This is a genomic window from Geodermatophilus sp. SYSU D01045 (assembly GCF_054050295.1).
On sequence record NZ_JBJGZB010000028.1, the window covers coordinates 35,749 to 51,364 of the forward strand.

Below are 15,616 nucleotides of genomic sequence, written 5' to 3' on the forward strand. Positions count from 1 at the left end.
GCGGGCCCGCGGCGGGCAGGGAGGGCGGCATGACGACCGTGACCCTGCACGCCACCGGCCCGGTGCCGCCCGCGGAGGCGTGGGAGCGCTACGCCCGGCCCGCGCGGTGGCCGCAGTGGGCACCGCAGATCACCGGCGTCGAGGTGCCGGGGCCCCGGCTGGCCGCCGGGCTGAGCGGGCGCGTGCGCGGGCCGGTGGGGGTGACGCTGCCGTTCGTCGTCGAGTCGGTGGACGAGGCGGCGCGGCAGTGGGCGTGGACGGTGAGCGCCGGCCCGGTGCGGCTGCACCTGCTGCACTGGGTCGCCGACGGTCCCGACGACGGCAGCACCACCGGCCTGCGGATCACCGGCCCGGCGCCGGTCGTGGTCGGCTACGCGCCGCTGGCGCAGCTCGCGATCGGCCGGCTGGTCCGCCCGCTCGACCGGGAGGTCGCCGAACAGCCCCTCTGACCTGCGGGAACTGTCGTACCCCGGCCGTGGCGTGCGGGGTGTGCAGGAGGTCGCGGAGCACCGGTCGCCGGTCGAGCAGGCGTTGCTCGACGCGGTGATCGAGCTGCCCGCGCCGTTCACGGCCACGGCGGGGTGACCGACTGCGCCAACCTGTGCTGCCTGTGCCGCAGCCACCGCGTGAAGACCTTCGCCCGCGGCTGGCAGTTCCCCATGAACCCCGACGGGACCCTGACCGTCACCGCGCCGTCGGGGATCACCAGGACCACCCGACCCCCGGGCCTGCAACCACCCCCGGCCGGCACCGGACCGCCGCCACCGGCCGGCCCGGCTGACGACCCGCCGCCCTCCTGACCGCCGCCGTTCCACGTGGAACGGCGGGCGGGAGGGGTGTGACCGCGGTGACAGTTCCGTCGTACGGTGCGCGGCGTGGGTGCGACGCACGAGGTCCTGAACCAGGCCCCGCCGCTGGTCGGGTACGACCCGGTCGCCGGGGACGCGGCGCTGCGGGAGGCCTGTCTCCGGCACGCCGACGAGGCGACGCTCGCCTCGCTGGCGGAGCTCGGTGCGCTGGCCGGCAGCGAGCAGGCCCGCGAGTGGGGCCGGCTGGCCGACGAGAACCGCCCGGTGCTGCGCACCCACGACCGGTACGGCCACCGGGTCGACGAGGTGGAGTTCCACCCGGCCTGGCACGAGCTCATGCGGACGGCGGTCGAGCACGGGCTGGCCGGCGCACCGTGGGCCGCGGCCGACGCCGGCTACCGGCACGCCCACGTGCGCCGCGCCGTCGGCTACCTCGGCTGGACGCAGGTCGAGGCCGGTCACGGCTGCCCGGTGACCATGACCTACGCCGCCGTGCCGGCGCTGCGGGCGGCACCCGACCTCGCCGCGCGCTACGAGCCCGGCCTCACCGCGACCGGCTACCGCTCCGGCCTGACCGACCCCCTCGCCAAGCCGGGCCTGGTCGCGGGCATGGGCATGACCGAGAAGCAGGGCGGCTCCGACGTCCGGGCCAACACCACGCGCGCGGTCGAGAACGCCGACGGGAGCCACGCGCTCACCGGGCACAAGTGGTTCACCAGCGCCCCGATGAGCGACCTGTTCCTGGTGCTGGCCCAGCTCGACGAGGGCGTCTCCTGCTTCCTCGTCCCGCGGGTGCTCCCGGACGGCAGCCGCAACGTCTTCCGCCTGCAGCGCCTCAAGGACAAGCTCGGCGACCGCGCCAACGCCTCCAGCGAGGTCGAGTTCGACGGCACCACCGGCTGGCTCGTCGGCGCCCCCGGCCGCGGCGTCCCGACGATCATCGAGATGGTCAACACCACCCGGCTGGACTGCGTGATCGGCTCGGCCGCGACGGTGCGGGCGGCGCTCACCCAGGCGATCCACCACGCCCGGCACCGCTCCGCCTTCGGCGCGCTGCTGGCCGACCAGCCGCTCATGCAGAACGTGCTGGCCGACCTCGCCGTCGAGAGCGAGGCCGCCACCGCGCTCGCGATCCGGCTGGCCGCCGCGGTCGACGCCGGCGAGACGGCGTTCCTGCGGCTGGCCGGTGCCGCCGCCAAGTTCCTCGTCTGCAAGCGGGCGCCGGCCGTCGTCGGCGAGGCGCTCGAGGTGCTCGGCGGCAACGGCTACGTCGAGGAGTCGGGCATGCCGCGGCTCTACCGGCAGGCGCCGCTCAACAGCATCTGGGAGGGCTCCGGCAACGTCATCGCGCTCGACGTGCTGCGCGCTCTCGGCCGCAGCAGCGAGTCGCTGGCCGCCGTCACCGACGAGATCGAGCTCGCCCGCGGCGCCGACGCCCGCTTCGACGACGCCGTCAAGCGCCTGGCCGCCGAGCTCGGCGACCCGGACGCGCTGCCCCTGCGGGCCCGCCGCGTGGCCGGCCTGCTCGCGCAGTGCCTGCAGGGCTCGTTGCTGCTGCGGTACGCCCCGCCCGAGGTCGCCGACGCGTTCTGCGCCACCCGCCTCGGCGGGGACTGGGGGTCGGTGCTGGGCACGCTGCCGTCCGCGGTGCCCGCCGCGCGCCTCGTGGAACGGTCGGCCGTTGGCCCTGCCTGACGGTGCGCCGCTCCACTACCCTCGGACAGGCGTCGCACACGGACCGACTTCCCATCCCGTCCCGGTCCGGTACCGGTGACCCGCGCGACGGGGCCCGGCGTGCGGCAGGGGGAGAGAGAACGCGTGCACCCATCCGACCGTGCGGGCGCGGCGGCACCGCCGAACCTGCTGGCCAGCGTCCCCGACGCGGTCTGCCACCTCGACCGGGAGTGGCGCTTCACCTGGCTCAACGCCGCCCTGGAGGACCTGCTCGGGCGGTCGGCGGACACCCTGCTCGGGCAGACGGTCCTCGACTGCATCCCCGACCTCCGCGACACCGAGTTCGTGGCCGAGCTCGCCGGTGCCCTCGACGACGGCCACCCCCGCGTCTTCGAGTACCTGCACAAGCCGCGCGACCGCTGGTTCGAGGTCCGCGCCTCCGGCGACAGCACCGGCCTGGTCGTGTTCATCCGCGACGTCGACTCGCGGCACCGCGCGCACGCCGCCCAGGCGCACGCCCTCCGGCAGACCACCGCCGTCCTCGACGCCTACCCCAACCCGACCGTGCTGGTCGACCGCGCCGGCCGGGTCCGCTCCGTCAACCGCAGCTGGGCGGATGCCGCCGGCCTGGTGCGCGCGGGGGGCTGGGAGCCCGCCGGGGTGGGCGACGACTACCTCGCGCGGATCGGTCAGGGCCTGAGCCCGGACGACCTGGCCCGCATCGCCGGCGGGCTCGCCGAGCTGCGGGCCGCGCCGTCCGGGGGACCGACGCGCACCTTCTCCTGCGAGTACTCCATCGAGTCCGCCAGCGGCCCCACCTGGTGGCGCATGCAGGCGGCGCGGGTGGAGGAGGACGGCCAGCTCGTCGCCACCCACATCGACATCACCGAGCGGGTCCGCGACCAGGAGCGGCTGGCCTGGCAGGCCACCCACGACGACCTCACCGGGCTGGCCAACCGCGCGCGGCTGCTCGAGCTCGTCGGCGAGGCGCTCGCGGACGACCGCAGCCGCACCGCGGTGCTCTTCCTCGACATCGACGGCTTCAAGACCATCAACGACTCGCTCGGCTCCGAGGTCGGCGACGAGCTGCTGCGCCAGGTCGGCGCCCGGCTGGTCGCCCAGATCCGTCCCGGCGACGCCGTCGGCCGGCTGGGCGGCGACCAGTTCGTCGTCCTGGCCCGCTCCTGCGACACCCCGGAGGCGGCGTCGCTGGCGTTCCGGCTGCAGCGCTCCTTCGCCCGCCCGTTCGTCGCCCTGGGGGTGTCGGTACCGGTCTCGGCGAGCATCGGGGTCGCCGTCGCCCAGCCCGGGCTGCGGCACGCCCACCAGCTGCTCAGCGACGCCGACGCCGCGAGCTACGCGGCGAAGGCCGCCGGCCGCGACCGCGTCCACCTGTTCTCCCCGGGCCTGCGCGACGCCGCCCGCTGGCGGATGGACGTCGCCACCCGGCTGCGCGACGGCGCGCTGGACCAGTTCGTCGTCCACTACCAGCCCGTGGTGCGGCTGGACACCGGCGAGGTCGAGGGCGTCGAGGCGCTGCTGCGCTGGCAGCACCCCGAGCGCGGCCTGCTCTCGCCCGACGCCTTCCTCTCCGTGGCCGAGGAGACCGGCCAGCTCATCCCGATCACGCGGTGGCTGCTGCACGAGACCACCCGCCAGGCCGCCGAGTGGGCCGAGCAGGGCCTGTCGCTGCGGATGGCGGTCAACATCAGCGCCCGGCACTTCTCCGCCGAGACGCTGGTCCGCGACGTCCGGACGGCACTGCACGAGTCGGGCCTGGCGCCCGAGCAGCTGATGCTCGAGCTGACCGAGACCTCCGTCGCCGAGGACCCCACCCGCGCCGAGGACCAGCTCGCCGTCCTGCGCGGCTTCGGCGTGCGGGTGGCGATCGACGACTTCGGCACCGGCTGGTCCTCGCTGGCCCAGCTCATGGCGCTGCCCATCGGGACGCTGAAGATCGACCGCTCGCTGATCAACGCCGCCGAGCGGCTGGCCTCCGGCGGCACCGGCGCGGTGCTCGGGGCGATCGTCGAGCTCGCGCACACCCTGGGCATCCGGTCGGTGGCCGAGGGCGTGGAGACCGCCGAGCACCTGCGGATGGTCCGCGAGGCCGGCTGCGACTCCGCGCAGGGCTACCTGCTGGCCCACCCCATGAGCGCCGAGGACGTCGCGCGCTGGGCGGACCGGGTGCGGGCCGGCGGCGGCGACTCCTGCGCGCTGGCCCTCGCCGGCCGGCTGCGCTGAGGGGGCTGCCCTGAGCGGACGGCGGGGAGTGGACCGGCGGTGACGGGTCCCGTCCGCCGGCGCGCCGTCCGCCGGGCGACCGCACCGGCCGGCCCGCCACCCGTCGTCGCACCGCCCGCCGTCGCACCGCCCGTCGTCGCACCGCCCGCCGTCCCGCCCGTCGTCGTCCCCCCGCTGCCGGACACCCCGGACGGCCCCGGCACGGGTGCGGGGGCGACCGGGCAGACTGCCCCCGTGACCGCGACCAGCGAAGAGACGCCCCTCGCCGAGCCCCGCGCCGACGGCGGCCGGGGGCGGCCCGCGCTGGACCTGCTCATCTGGGACGCGCCGAACATCGACATGACCCTGTCGACGGTCATCGGCGCCCGCCCCACCGCCGCGTCCCGGCCGCGCTTCGACGCGATCGCCGCCTGGTTCGTCGAGGGCGCCGGCGACGCCGCCGCCCCGGACGCGCCCGAGGTCGAGGCCTGCGTCTTCGCCAACATCCCGCCGGTCGTCGGCTCGCTGCAGCGCTGGGTGGAGGCGCTGCGCGGCTTCGGCTACGCCGTCTTCGCCCGGCCCAAGAGCCAGCCCGACGACGACATCGACCAGGCGATGCTCGACCACATCGAGGTCCGCGCGCACAGCCACCGGCTGCGGCGGCTGGTCGTGTTCTCCGGCGACGGGCGCAACTTCGCCGAGCCGCTCGAGGAGCTCGCGCGCACCGGCACCCAGGTCGTCGTCGTGGCCTTCAGCGAGGTCGCGGGCTACGCCATCGGCTCGGACCTGCTGGAGTTCATCGACATCGAGGACGTCCCGGGCGCCTTCGCCGCGCCGCTGGACCGCGTCCGGCTCGACGCGCTGCCGCCGGACGGCGCGTGGCTGCGGCCCACCCGCAGCCTGCGGGACTTCGTCTCGAACTGGACCGCCCGCCGCGGCAGCTGACGCGCCCCGTGTCCCCCGGCCCCGTCCGGGGAACGGAGGGGCCATGGCGGTCTGCGAGGTCTGCGGCAACGACTACGACATGAGCTTCGAGGTGGTGGCCCAGGGGGCCCGGCACACCTTCGACAGCTTCGAGTGCGCCATCCACCGCATGGCGCCGATCTGCGAGCACTGCGGCGTCAAGGTGGTGGGCCACGGCGTCGTCGTGGAGGGGCACTTCTACTGCTGCGCCCACTGCGCCCGCGCCGAGCACGACGGCGCGGCGGTGGCCGACTCGGCCTGAGCCGGCTCAGTCCCGGGGGACCTCCGGCGCGCGCGGCTCGGGGACCTGGCTGCCGAACCCCTCGAGCGGCTCCAGGCCCGAGGGCAGCCGCGCCCACACGTGCTTGCGGCCGGGGCGCTTCTCCCAGCCGTAGTCGACCGACAGCTGGGCGACCAGGTGCAGGCCCATCCCGCCGAGGGACGGGTCGCGGTCGACGGCGGGCACCGGCGGCCGGTCGGGCGCCTCGTCGCTGAGGTCGAGCAGCCAGCCGGCGGGGCTGGCCACCACCAGCGCGCGGACGTCGCCGCCGCCGTGCCGCAGGGCGTTGGACGCGAGCTCCTCGAACACCAGCAGCAGCCCGTCGCGGGCGTCCTCGGTCGACGACGTGCTCACCGACGGGTGGGCGATGCGGGCCCGCAGGTCCGCGCGGACGCGGGAGACGACGTGCATGGCCTCCAGCTGCCAGTGCCAGACGTCGCCGGCCACGGAGGGCACCGGAGTGCACGGCCACGCCTCCTGGCCCATGTCCCACCCCTCGCGTCTGCTCCGCCCGACCGGCGTCCATCCTGACCGAAAGCGCCCTGGCCCGCAGCGGCGGCCCCGCGCGCCCCCCGCACGGGGGGTGATCACCCGGCTCCCCGGCAGCCGCCGGTGCGGGCAGGATGGGCGTCGTGGAGGAGCTCTGGCGCGCGCTGAGCCGGCTGCAGCTGGCCGACCGGGCGCTGGAGGACGTGCTCGACGAGATCACCCGGATCGCCGCCGACCACGTCCCCGGCGCCGAGTCCACGTCGATCACCCTCGTCCGCGGGGACACGGCCACCACCGCCGCCCACCACGGCGACATGGCGCTGGCCGCGGACGAGCTGCAGTACGAGCGCGGCTACGGCCCCTGCCTGGACGCCGGCCGCGGCGGGGTCGTGCTGCGCATCGACGACACGCACACGGAGACCCGCTGGCCGGACTACGTCCCGCGGGTGGTGGAGGTGGGCGTCCGCAGCTCGCTGTCGATGCCGCTGCCCTACCAGGGCACCACGATCGGCGCGCTCAACACCTACTCCTCGCGGCCCGCCGCGTTCACCTCCGACGGGTCGGCCGACGCGGCCCGGGAGGTCGCGGAGGCGGTCGCGGTCGCCGTCGCCAACGCCGACGCGCACGCCCAGCTCGGCGAGCACGCCCGCAACATGGAGCTGGCGATGCAGTCCCGCGCGGTCATCGAGCAGGCCAAGGGCGTGCTGATGGCGCAGCGGCACGTCGACGCCGACGCCGCCTTCGAGCTGCTGCGCGAGGCGTCCCAGCGCTACAACCGCAAGCTGCGCGACATCGCCACCGGCATCGTGTCGTCCACGCAGGACCCGCGCTGAGCCGGCTCGGCGCACCCGCCCGGCTCAGCCCACCCGCGTCGCGAGGTCGGCCAGCCGGCTGACCAGGAACTCCACGGCGGCCGGGCTGTCCACGGTCTCGGCGACGTCGACCGCGGTGGGGGAGGACGACACCGCCCGGCGGTCGACCAGCGTCTGGCCGCGGGCGGGCCCCGTCGTCGTGTCGACGACGACGTCGCGGCGGACGGTGCCCAGCGTGCCCGGCACGATCGCCTCGGTGAGCGCCAGCGCGTCGTGCACCACCACGCCGGTCGCGCCGTAGGAGGTGCGGGCGTGGTCCAGGTACTGCTGCAGGATCGCCGCCGCCGTCTTCCCGACCGGCCCCGCCGCGGCGAACCGGGCGACGCCGTCCTCGTCGAGGACCGTGGGCAGCGTGACGTCGAGGCCGACGAGCACGGTGGGCACCGTCGAGCCGAGCACCCGCGCCGCGGCCTCCGGGTCGGACCACACGTTGAACTCCGCTGCGGCGGTGACGTTGCCGCCGCGGCCGGCCGAGCCGCCCATGAGCACCAGCCGGTCGATCCGCTCCGCCGCCTCGGGGTAGGTGGCCAGCAGCAGCGCGACGTTGGTCCACGGCCCGATCGCGGCCACCGTCACCGGCTCCTCCGACGCCAGGAGCAGCTCGGCGAGCGCGACGACGGCCGGGCGCGGGTCGACGGCGGCCGGGGACGGCGGCAGCTCGACGCCGCCGAGGCCCGTGGCGCCGTGGACGTGCCCGGCGCGCTCGGGCTGGGGGAACACCAGCGAGTCCGCGGCGCCGGCGGCCACGGGGACGTCGGAGCGGCCGGCCAGGTGCAGCACCCGCAGCGCGTTCTCGGTGGTCTGCGCGAGGTCCACGTTGCCGTGCGTGGTGGTGACCAGGCGGAGGTCGACCTCGGGGCTGGCCAGCGCGAGCAGGATGGCCAGCGCGTCGTCGATGCCGGGGTCGGTGTCGATCACCAGGGGCCGCGGTGGGGGAGGAGCCACCCGGCCATCCTCGCAACCGGGCCCGCGTGCGCTCGCGCCGCGGTCAGCTCCCCACCCGGCGCCGCGGCAGCGCGGTCACCAGGTACAGCACCACCCCGACGGCGAGCAGGACGCCGGCGAACGCCCAGGTGCGCGCCTCCTGGCGCCACAGCAGCACCAGGCACGAGGCGATGCCGAGCACCGGCACCACCACCGGCACCCGGAAGTGCGGGGCGTCGACCCGGTCGCGGCGCAGCACCAGCACCGCGGTGTTGGTGCTGGTGAAGACGAACAGCAGCAGGAGCACGACCGTGTTGGCCAGCGTGGCCAGGTCCCCGGCCAGGCTCAGCCCCATGGCCACCAGCGTGGTGACGGCGATGGCCACCCACGGTGTCCGGCGGCGCGGCAGCACCCGGCCGAGGACCGCCGGCAGCAGGCGCTGCTCGGCCAGCCCGTAGGCCATCCGGCTGGCCATGATCATCGTGAGCAGCGCGCCGTTGGCGACGGCGACCAGCGCGATGACGCTGAACAGCTCGTCGGGGATGCCGGCGTCGGCGGCGCGGACCACCTCCAGCAGCGGCCCGGTGGAGCCGGCCAGCTCCTCGGGCGGGAGGACGACCGCGGCGGCCAGCCCGACCAGCACGTAGACGACGCCCGCGGTGAGCAGCGCGCCGAACAGCGCCCGCGGGTAGACCCGCCGCACGTCGCGGACCTCCTCGGCGACGTTGGCCGACGTCTCGAACCCGACGAACGAGTAGTAGGCCAGCAGCGCCGCCGAGAGCACCGCCGTCCCCGCGGACACCCCGGGCGGGAACTCCACGACCCGGCCCGGGTCGCCGTCGCCCCGCCCGAGGACCACCGCGCCCAGGACGACGACGAGCACCAGGCCGGAGGTCTCCACCAGCGTCATGACCAGGTTGGCGCGCAGCGACTCGCGGATGCCGCGGGCGTTGAGCAGTGCCACGGCCAGCAGGAACACCAGGGCGGCCGGCGCGGCGGGCACGTCGAGGAAGACGGTCAGGTAGTCGCCGGCGAAGGCCAGCGCCAGGCCCGCGGCGCTGGTGACGCCGGCGGCGAGCATGCAGGAGCCGACGAGGAAGGCGACCACCGGCGAGCGGAACGCCCGCTCCGCGAACACCGCCGAGCCGCCGGCGCGCGGGTACTTCGTGACCAGCTCGGCGTAGGACCCCGCGGTGAGCAGCGCCAGCAGCAGCGCGACCAGCAGCGGCACCCAGATCGCCCCGCCGACCTCCGCGGACACCTCGCCGACCAGCGCGTAGACGCCGGCGCCCAGGACGTCGCCGAGGACGAACAGGTAGAGCAGCGGTCCGGTGACGGCGCGGCGCAGCCTGGTGTCCGGCCCGTCCGTGCTGCCCGGGGTCCGGTCCGGTGCCGCCGTCGCGGGCTGCTCGCTCACCGGTCGAGTCTCGGCAGGCTCGTATGCCCCGGCAACCGGACCGCACCGTTCCGGGACACGGGGACGGGACGCGGGGGACGGGACGCCGGGACACGCCCCGACACGCCGGGCGCGCCGGGGCGTGTCCCGGCGTGACCGGAGGCCCCGCGGGGGCCTCCCACGCTCGCGGGCCGTCGACGGGTCGACAAGTGATCGTCGGCAGCGCCGGGTGACCGACGCGCTGGTCAGGGCGCCACAACGGTTGCGTCACGGGGTCTCCAGGACGTGCCCCGATCGGCCGTTCGCGAGGCCCGCCGTCCCTACCGTTCTCCCTGTCCGCAGCACCTTCCCCGGCTGTGGACCAGACCCCCAGGAGGATGGCATGGCGATCGACCGGGCACCCGCCCCGTCGTCGGCGACCCTGCCGGACGACCTGTCGCTGGCCGGCCTGTTCGGCCTGCTCGACCGGGCGCACGAGCTGCCGCGGCGGCCTCGCCCGCGCCGCGCGGTGGCGACCCGCTCGCCGGGTGCCCCCCGCGCGCTGCGCCCGCTGCCGGTGGCCCGCCCGGTGCCCGTGCCGCGGCCGCGCCCCGTCCCGCCGGCGGCGGCCCCGGCCGCTGCGGCCGCTGCGGCCCCTGCGGCCCCGGCCGCCGCGGCCCCGGCCGCCGCGGCCCCGGCTCCCGCCCCTGCGGCCGGCCCGCGCTGGCGCGCGCGGCTGCGGGCCTCGGTCCGGCGGCTGGCGCTGTGGGGTGCGGGCCCCGACGGCGCCCACGCCGCCTGGCCGACCGCGCCCGTCGTCGTGCCGCCGGCCGGTCCCGGCCTGGTCCGGCGGCTGGCGCTGTGGGGTGCCGGCCCCGACGGCGCACACCTGGCCTGGGGCCGGCCCCGCCCGGCCGTCCCGGCCGTCCCGCCGCCCCCTCCGGCCCCTGACGGGCCCGTGGTGCTCACCGAGCTGCCGAGCACCCCCACGATCCGGCCCGCGGCGTCTTCCCCCGCCGCGGCGTCGCTCCCGGCCGGCTCCGGCCGGCCGGTCCCGTCCCGTCCCGCCGTCCCCCGCTCCGCGGGCCCGGCGCTGGCCCCGGCCGGCTGGCCGGCGCGGCCCGCCACCCGGCGGCCGACGGCGCGGGCGCCCGACCCGCCGTGCACCGCCGGTGCGGTGCGCACCCGGGGCGACCCGGGCGGGCACCCGGCGCGGGGTTCGCCCCGGCCACCTCCACCGGCTCCCGGCTGATCCGCAGCGCGCCCCTCCCCGGGGACGCGCGTCCGCCCCTCGTCGACGTGCTCGACGGGCCCGGCCGCCCCCTTCCCCCCGCGGGTGGCCGGACCGCCGGCCCGCTCCCCGAGCAGATCCACCCTCCGGCCGACCACGGCCGCCTCTGGCCCTCCTCCGCGGCACCCGCCGCCGGGCAGACCCCTCCGCACGACGATCCGGCCTCGACCCCCGCCGACTCACCCCCCCCGGGTGCAGCGCGCGGACCCTCCAGGGAGGCCCGGACCGCACCGCGGAGCGGCGCCCGGCAGCGGGAGTCCCCCGCCGCCCGACAGACGCTCCCGCACGACGATCCGGCCTCGACCCCCCGCCGACTCACCGATCCGGTGCAGCGCGCGGACCCTCCCGGGAGGCCCGGACGAGCGCGGCGCGGCCTGTCCGGCGACGGCCGCCGCGGCCGGAGGACCGGGTCCCGCCGGTGCCCGGCGGGGGACGACCCGTCCCGTCGTCCCCCCGGGTCTCTGACCGAGCGCGACCCGGCCAGGCAGGCGCCCGGCCCGCCGGAGGAGGTGGACGCCCCCGGGATCCGGCCACGGTCACCGGCCCGGCGCCGCGAGGAGGACGGCGGACGCGGCCCCCGCTCGGGGCGCGCCGCGACGAGACGACACGACGGGCGCTCCCGGGCGGCCGGACCGGCACCGCCGCCGGCCCGCGCCGCCGGGAGCGCCCGTCCCGCGTCCGGCTCCGGTCCTGACGAGTTGCGTATCCCCTCCGTGCACGGTTCGTTCCCCTCGGTGGAGCCGCCGCCCGGCGGTCCACGGACACCCGAGGGGACGAGGGATGCACGCACGCACCAAGGCGGTGCTCGCCGGGGCCGCCGCCCTGCTCACCGTCGGCCTGGTCGCACCGGCACCGGCCGGCGCCGTCACCGGCGGCATCGAGGACCGCACCAACGTCTACGGGAACGTGGGCCTGCTGGTCTTCTACGACGCGACCGGCCGCTACCGCTGCTCCGGGACGCTGGTCAGCCCGACCGTGGTCCTCACCGCGGCGCACTGCACGGCGGGCACCGTGGGCGACACGATCGTCACCTTCGAGCCGGTGGTCGACGAGGAGGCACCCTCCGACCTGCCGACCGCCGGTGTCCCGGCCGAGGGCTTCGGCTCCGGGGAGACCCTCCCCGACGGCTGGTACCCGGGTACGGCGCACACCCACCCGGGCTACTCGGACTTCACCGACACGGACAACTGGAACGACGTCGGCGTCGTCGTCCTCGACGCGCCGGTCACCGGCATCGCGCCGGCCCGGCTCGCCGCGCCGAACGAGCTGGACCAGTACGCCCAGCCGCGGCTGAACCGCACGACGTTCACCGCCGTCGGCTACGGCACCGAGGTCCGGCAGGCCGACGGCGGCCCGCAGAAGCCGACCCCGCAGAGCTTCCCGATCCTGCGCCGCTACACCGACGTCGTCGGCCAGAAGTTGACCCCGCAGATCCTGCAGGTCAACGGCAACGAGCACGACAACCGCGGCGGCGGAGGCACCTGCTTCGGCGACTCCGGCGGCCCGAGCTTCAACCCGGAGACCGGGCACGTCGTCACGGTGACCAGCTACGGCTACACGTCCAACTGCCGGTACATCGACGGCCTGCAGCGGGTGGACGTCCCCGTCGTCCAGGACTGGCTGGAGACGTTCGAGGTCTACCCCGCCGGCGCCTGACGCACTGCTACCGGAGCCCCGGTCCGCGACGCGGACCGGGGCTCCCGCGCGTCGGGACGCGGTGTCGACTCGCGCACACCGGTTGTCGTTCCGGGTCCGGGCATGGGAGAAAGGACGGCGGACCACCGCTCCCGCACCGAATGGACCCCCGCTTCCCGTGACCGTCCCCGAGCAGCGTCCGGGGTCGACGGGAGCGGTCGCCCGCCCGCTGTCGGTGCTGCCCGACGACCTCGAGGTCGCCCGGCTGCGCTTCGAGCTGGCGATCGACGCCGCCGGCATCGGCAGCTTCGACTGGGACCTCGAGTCCGGCCGGCTCGCCTGGGACGACCAGCTCCTGGCCATCTTCGGGCTGGAGGCCGACGGGTTCGGCGAGACGATCGGGGCCTTCGCCGACCGCCTGCACCCCGACGACCGGGACCGCACCCTCGCCGCCCTGCAGGAGGCGATCGACACCGTCGGCGCCTACGACGCCGAGTTCCGCATCGTGCTGCCTTCCGGTGAGACCCGGTGGGTGCAGGGCCGCGGCCGCGCGCTGGCCGACGACCGCGGCCGGGCGGTGCGGCTGCTCGGCGCCGGCATCGACACCACGGGCCTGCACGAGGGCGACGCCCGGGTGGCCCGGATCCTCGAGACGATGCGGTCGGCGTTCTTCGCCCTCGACCGCGAGTGGCGCTTCACCTACGTCAACGCCGAGGCCGAGCGGGTGCTGCGCCGCGGCCGCGACGAGCTGGTCGGCGGGGACCTGTGGGAGCTGTTCCCCGCCGCCGTCGGCAGCGACTTCGAGGTCAACTACCGGGCGGCCATGGAGCGCGGCGAGGAGCGGGTCTTCGAGGCGTACTACCCGCCCCCGCTGGACGCCTGGTACGAGGTCCGCGCGTGGCCCGGTCCCGACGGGCTGTCGGTCTACTTCCTCGAGGTCACCGAGCGCCGCGCCGCCGAGCAGCGGGCCCGGGACAGCGCCGCCCGGCTGTCGCTGGTCGCCGAGGTCAGCGCGCTCATGTCCGCGTCGCTGGGCTCCGGCGGCGCCGAGGAGCCGGCGCTGCAGCGGGTCGCCGAGGCCGTCGTCCCCGTGCTCGGCGACTGGGTGATCCTCACGCTGTCCGCCGGTGAGGACGGCCGGATGCGCGACGTCGCGAGCTGGCACCGCGACCCGGCGATGCGGGCGGCCGCGGCGGCCTACGCCGACCTGCGGCTGGCGTCGGTCCCCGCCGACGCGCCCGTGCTGCGGGCGCTGCAGTCCGGCCGGCTGCTCACCGTCGACGACGTCCCGGCGGCCATCCGCCCGACGCTCCCGGACCAGGTCCGCGAGGTCTTCGACGCCCTCGCCCCGCGGACGGCGGTGACCCTGCCGCTGCTGGCCCGCGGGCGCACGCTCGGCGCCCTGAGCGTCTACCGCGGCGCCGACCGGCCGGCCGCCAACGCCGAGGAGGTCGCCGCCGCCCGCGAGGTCGCCGACCGCGTCGCCCTGGCGCTGGACAACGCCCGGCTGTTCGACCAGCAGCGGCGGCTGGCCGAGGCGCTGCAGCGCAGCATGCTCACCGCGCCGCCCCAGCCCGACCACGCCGAGATCGTCGTCCGCTACCAGCCGGCGGTGGAGGTCGCCCAGGTCGGCGGCGACTGGTACGACGCGTTCCTCCAGCCCGACGGCGCCACCGTGCTGGTCATCGGCGACGTCGTCGGCCACGACACCGAGGCCGCGGCGAGCATGGGCCAGCTGCGCGGCATGCTGCGCGGCATCGCCTACCGCGGCGACGTCCCGCCCGACGCCGTCCTGGCCGAGCTCGACGCCGCCGTCGACGCGCTCGGCATGCGCACGATGGCCACCGCGGTGGTCGCCCGCGTCGAGCAGACGCCGGAGCAGCGCGCCGCCGGGACGACGACCCTGCGCTGGTCCAACGCCGGGCACCCACCGCCGCTGCTGCTCACCCCCGACGGCGAGGTGCACACGCTGGGCACCGAGCGCGGCCAGCTCATGCTCGGCGTCGACCCCGGCGCCCGGCGCAGCTCGGCCGCGGTGGAGGTCCCCCGCGGCTCGACGCTGCTGCTCTACACCGACGGGCTGGTCGAGGGCCGCGACCTGCTGCTCGACGACGGGATCGGCCTGCTGGGGACCGCCCTGGCCCGCCTCGCCGACCTCCCGCTGGAGCGGCTCGGCGACGCGCTGCTCGCCCGGCTGCGCCCCGAGGGCCTCCAGGACGACGTCGCCCTGGTCGCCATGCGCCTCCACCCCCAGGACTGACGGAGGACCTCCCGGCAGGAGGCCGTTCCGTCACCTCACCCGGGAGGGAGCACCGCCCAGACGGTCTTGGAGCCGTCGTCCGCGTACCAGCCGTGCGCCGTCGACAGCTCGGCGATGAGGTACAGCCCCAGGCCGCCCTCGGAGGGGTCGCGGTCGACCGCCGGGGTGGGCGGGGTGCCGGCGGCGCCGTCGGACACCGCGACCAGGAAGGCGTCCCCGGTGTGGCGCACCACCGCCTCGACCGCGCCGCCGCCGTGGCGCAGCGCGTTGGAGGCCATCTCGTCGAGCACGAGGACCAGCCGGTCGCGCACGTCGGGCGAGTCGGGCGCGACGTGCGACCGCCGCAGCTCCTCGCGCACCCGGGGCAGCTCGGCGACGTCGGACAGCTCCCAGGACAGGCCGTCCCAGGCGGGCGGAGGTGACGCCGACGGCCAGCCAGGATCGGCCGTTCCGCGTCTCACCCGGGGCGCTCCTCGTGTCGGCGTCCCGTCGTGGACGCGAAGTCGAACACCTGCGTATGGCTCGCGGACCGGTTCCGTAAACCCGGCTGCGACCAGCGTCACAGGTGCGGAGTGCGGAACGGGACCGCGACGTCGTCGACACGGCTGCGGAACACGGGGCCGGGAGTCTCCCCGGGGTCCCGACGACCCGGCCGAGGAGCACCCGATGGCCCTCCCCTCCCTGGGGGGGGGGGCCCCCCCCCCCCCCCCCCCCCCCCCCCCCCCCCCCCCCCCCCCCCCCCCCCCCCCCCCCCCCCCCCCCCCCCCCCCCCCCCCCCCGCCCCCCCCCCCCCCCCCCCCCCCCCCCCCCCCCCCCCCCCC

At 77.0% G+C, this 15,616-nt stretch carries 13 protein-coding genes and 1 pseudogene; 10 read left to right on the top strand and 4 right to left on the bottom strand.

Features of this window, described 5'->3' with window-relative positions:
• Positions 1-29 precede the first annotated feature (29 nt).
• The 6 genes and pseudogenes from ACI798_RS19490 to ACI798_RS19515 all read left to right on the top strand — a co-directional run bounded on the left by ACI798_RS19490 (position 30) and on the right by ACI798_RS19515 (position 5,931).
• A complete protein-coding gene (locus ACI798_RS19490; protein ID WP_457048710.1) occupies positions 30-449 on the top strand; it encodes an SRPBCC family protein in 420 nt (139 codons plus the stop codon).
• Positions 450-575: 126 nt separating this feature from the next.
• Positions 576-800 (top strand): annotated as a pseudogene (locus tag ACI798_RS19495) (HNH endonuclease); the annotation flags it as partial.
• Between the two features lie 75 nt (positions 801-875).
• Positions 876-2,504, top strand: coding sequence for an acyl-CoA dehydrogenase family protein (locus tag ACI798_RS19500; protein WP_456940380.1), 1,629 nt, complete (start codon positions 876-878; stop codon positions 2,502-2,504).
• A gap of 123 nt (positions 2,505-2,627) precedes the next feature.
• Positions 2,628-4,727, top strand: coding sequence for a putative bifunctional diguanylate cyclase/phosphodiesterase (locus tag ACI798_RS19505; protein ID WP_456940379.1), 2,100 nt, complete (start codon positions 2,628-2,630; stop codon positions 4,725-4,727).
• Positions 4,728-4,961: 234 nt separating this feature from the next.
• A complete protein-coding gene (locus tag ACI798_RS19510; protein WP_457048711.1) occupies positions 4,962-5,651 on the top strand; it encodes an NYN domain-containing protein in 690 nt (229 codons plus the stop codon).
• Between the two features lie 43 nt (positions 5,652-5,694).
• A complete protein-coding gene (locus ACI798_RS19515) occupies positions 5,695-5,931 on the top strand; it encodes a hypothetical protein (protein WP_456940377.1) in 237 nt (78 codons plus the stop codon).
• A gap of 6 nt (positions 5,932-5,937) precedes the next feature.
• On the opposite strand, the gene ACI798_RS19520 is transcribed toward ACI798_RS19515, so the two are convergent.
• On the bottom strand, positions 5,938-6,396 hold the full coding sequence (locus tag ACI798_RS19520; RefSeq protein ID WP_456940376.1) for an ATP-binding protein: 459 nt from the start codon (positions 6,394-6,396) through the stop codon (positions 5,938-5,940).
• Positions 6,397-6,572: 176 nt separating this feature from the next.
• On the opposite strand from ACI798_RS19520, the gene ACI798_RS19525 reads away from it, so the two are divergent.
• Positions 6,573-7,271, top strand: a complete 699-nt coding sequence (locus ACI798_RS19525) for an ANTAR domain-containing protein (RefSeq protein WP_457048712.1) — start codon at positions 6,573-6,575, stop codon at positions 7,269-7,271.
• A 24-nt stretch (positions 7,272-7,295) separates the two neighbouring features.
• On the opposite strand, the gene ACI798_RS19530 is transcribed toward ACI798_RS19525, so the two are convergent.
• Positions 7,296-8,228 carry a nucleoside hydrolase gene (locus tag ACI798_RS19530; protein WP_457048713.1) on the bottom strand — a complete coding sequence of 311 codons (933 nt, stop codon included), beginning with the start codon at positions 8,226-8,228 and terminating at the stop codon, positions 7,296-7,298.
• 70 nt (positions 8,229-8,298) lie between these two features.
• Positions 8,299-9,651, bottom strand: a complete 1,353-nt coding sequence (locus ACI798_RS19535; protein ID WP_457048714.1) for an APC family permease — start codon at positions 9,649-9,651, stop codon at positions 8,299-8,301.
• 361 nt (positions 9,652-10,012) lie between these two features.
• On the opposite strand from ACI798_RS19535, the gene ACI798_RS19540 reads away from it, so the two are divergent.
• The 3 genes from ACI798_RS19540 (at position 10,013) to ACI798_RS19550 (ending at position 14,795) form a co-directional block, all read left to right on the top strand.
• Positions 10,013-10,861 carry a hypothetical protein gene (locus ACI798_RS19540; protein ID WP_456940372.1) on the top strand — a complete coding sequence of 283 codons (849 nt, stop codon included), beginning with the start codon at positions 10,013-10,015 and terminating at the stop codon, positions 10,859-10,861.
• 819 nt (positions 10,862-11,680) lie between these two features.
• Positions 11,681-12,556: a trypsin-like serine protease gene (locus tag ACI798_RS19545; RefSeq protein WP_456940371.1), complete on the top strand. Its 876-nt coding sequence runs from the start codon at positions 11,681-11,683 to the stop codon at positions 12,554-12,556.
• Positions 12,557-12,713: 157 nt separating this feature from the next.
• Positions 12,714-14,795: a SpoIIE family protein phosphatase gene (locus ACI798_RS19550; protein ID WP_456940370.1), complete on the top strand. Its 2,082-nt coding sequence runs from the start codon at positions 12,714-12,716 to the stop codon at positions 14,793-14,795.
• A gap of 35 nt (positions 14,796-14,830) precedes the next feature.
• Here ACI798_RS19550 and ACI798_RS19555 read toward each other — a convergent pair whose 3' ends face one another.
• Entirely contained in the window at positions 14,831-15,256 is a 426-nt protein-coding gene (locus tag ACI798_RS19555) for an ATP-binding protein (RefSeq protein ID WP_456940369.1), read from the bottom strand.
• Positions 15,257-15,616: the final 360 nt, after the last annotated feature.

What these genes read in the sequence shown, in the direction of transcription:
- ACI798_RS19490 (WP_457048710.1), top strand. Translation starts at nt 30, where the DNA reads ATGACGACCGTGACCCTGCACGCCACCGGCCCGGTGCCGCCCGCGGAG.
- ACI798_RS19515 (WP_456940377.1), top strand. Translation starts at nt 5,695, where the DNA reads ATGGCGGTCTGCGAGGTCTGCGGCAACGACTACGACATGAGCTTCGAG.
- ACI798_RS19525 (WP_457048712.1), top strand. Translation starts at nt 6,573, where the DNA reads ATGGGCGTCGTGGAGGAGCTCTGGCGCGCGCTGAGCCGGCTGCAGCTG.
- ACI798_RS19540 (WP_456940372.1), top strand. Translation starts at nt 10,013, where the DNA reads ATGGCGATCGACCGGGCACCCGCCCCGTCGTCGGCGACCCTGCCGGAC.
- ACI798_RS19545 (WP_456940371.1), top strand. Translation starts at nt 11,681, where the DNA reads ATGCACGCACGCACCAAGGCGGTGCTCGCCGGGGCCGCCGCCCTGCTC.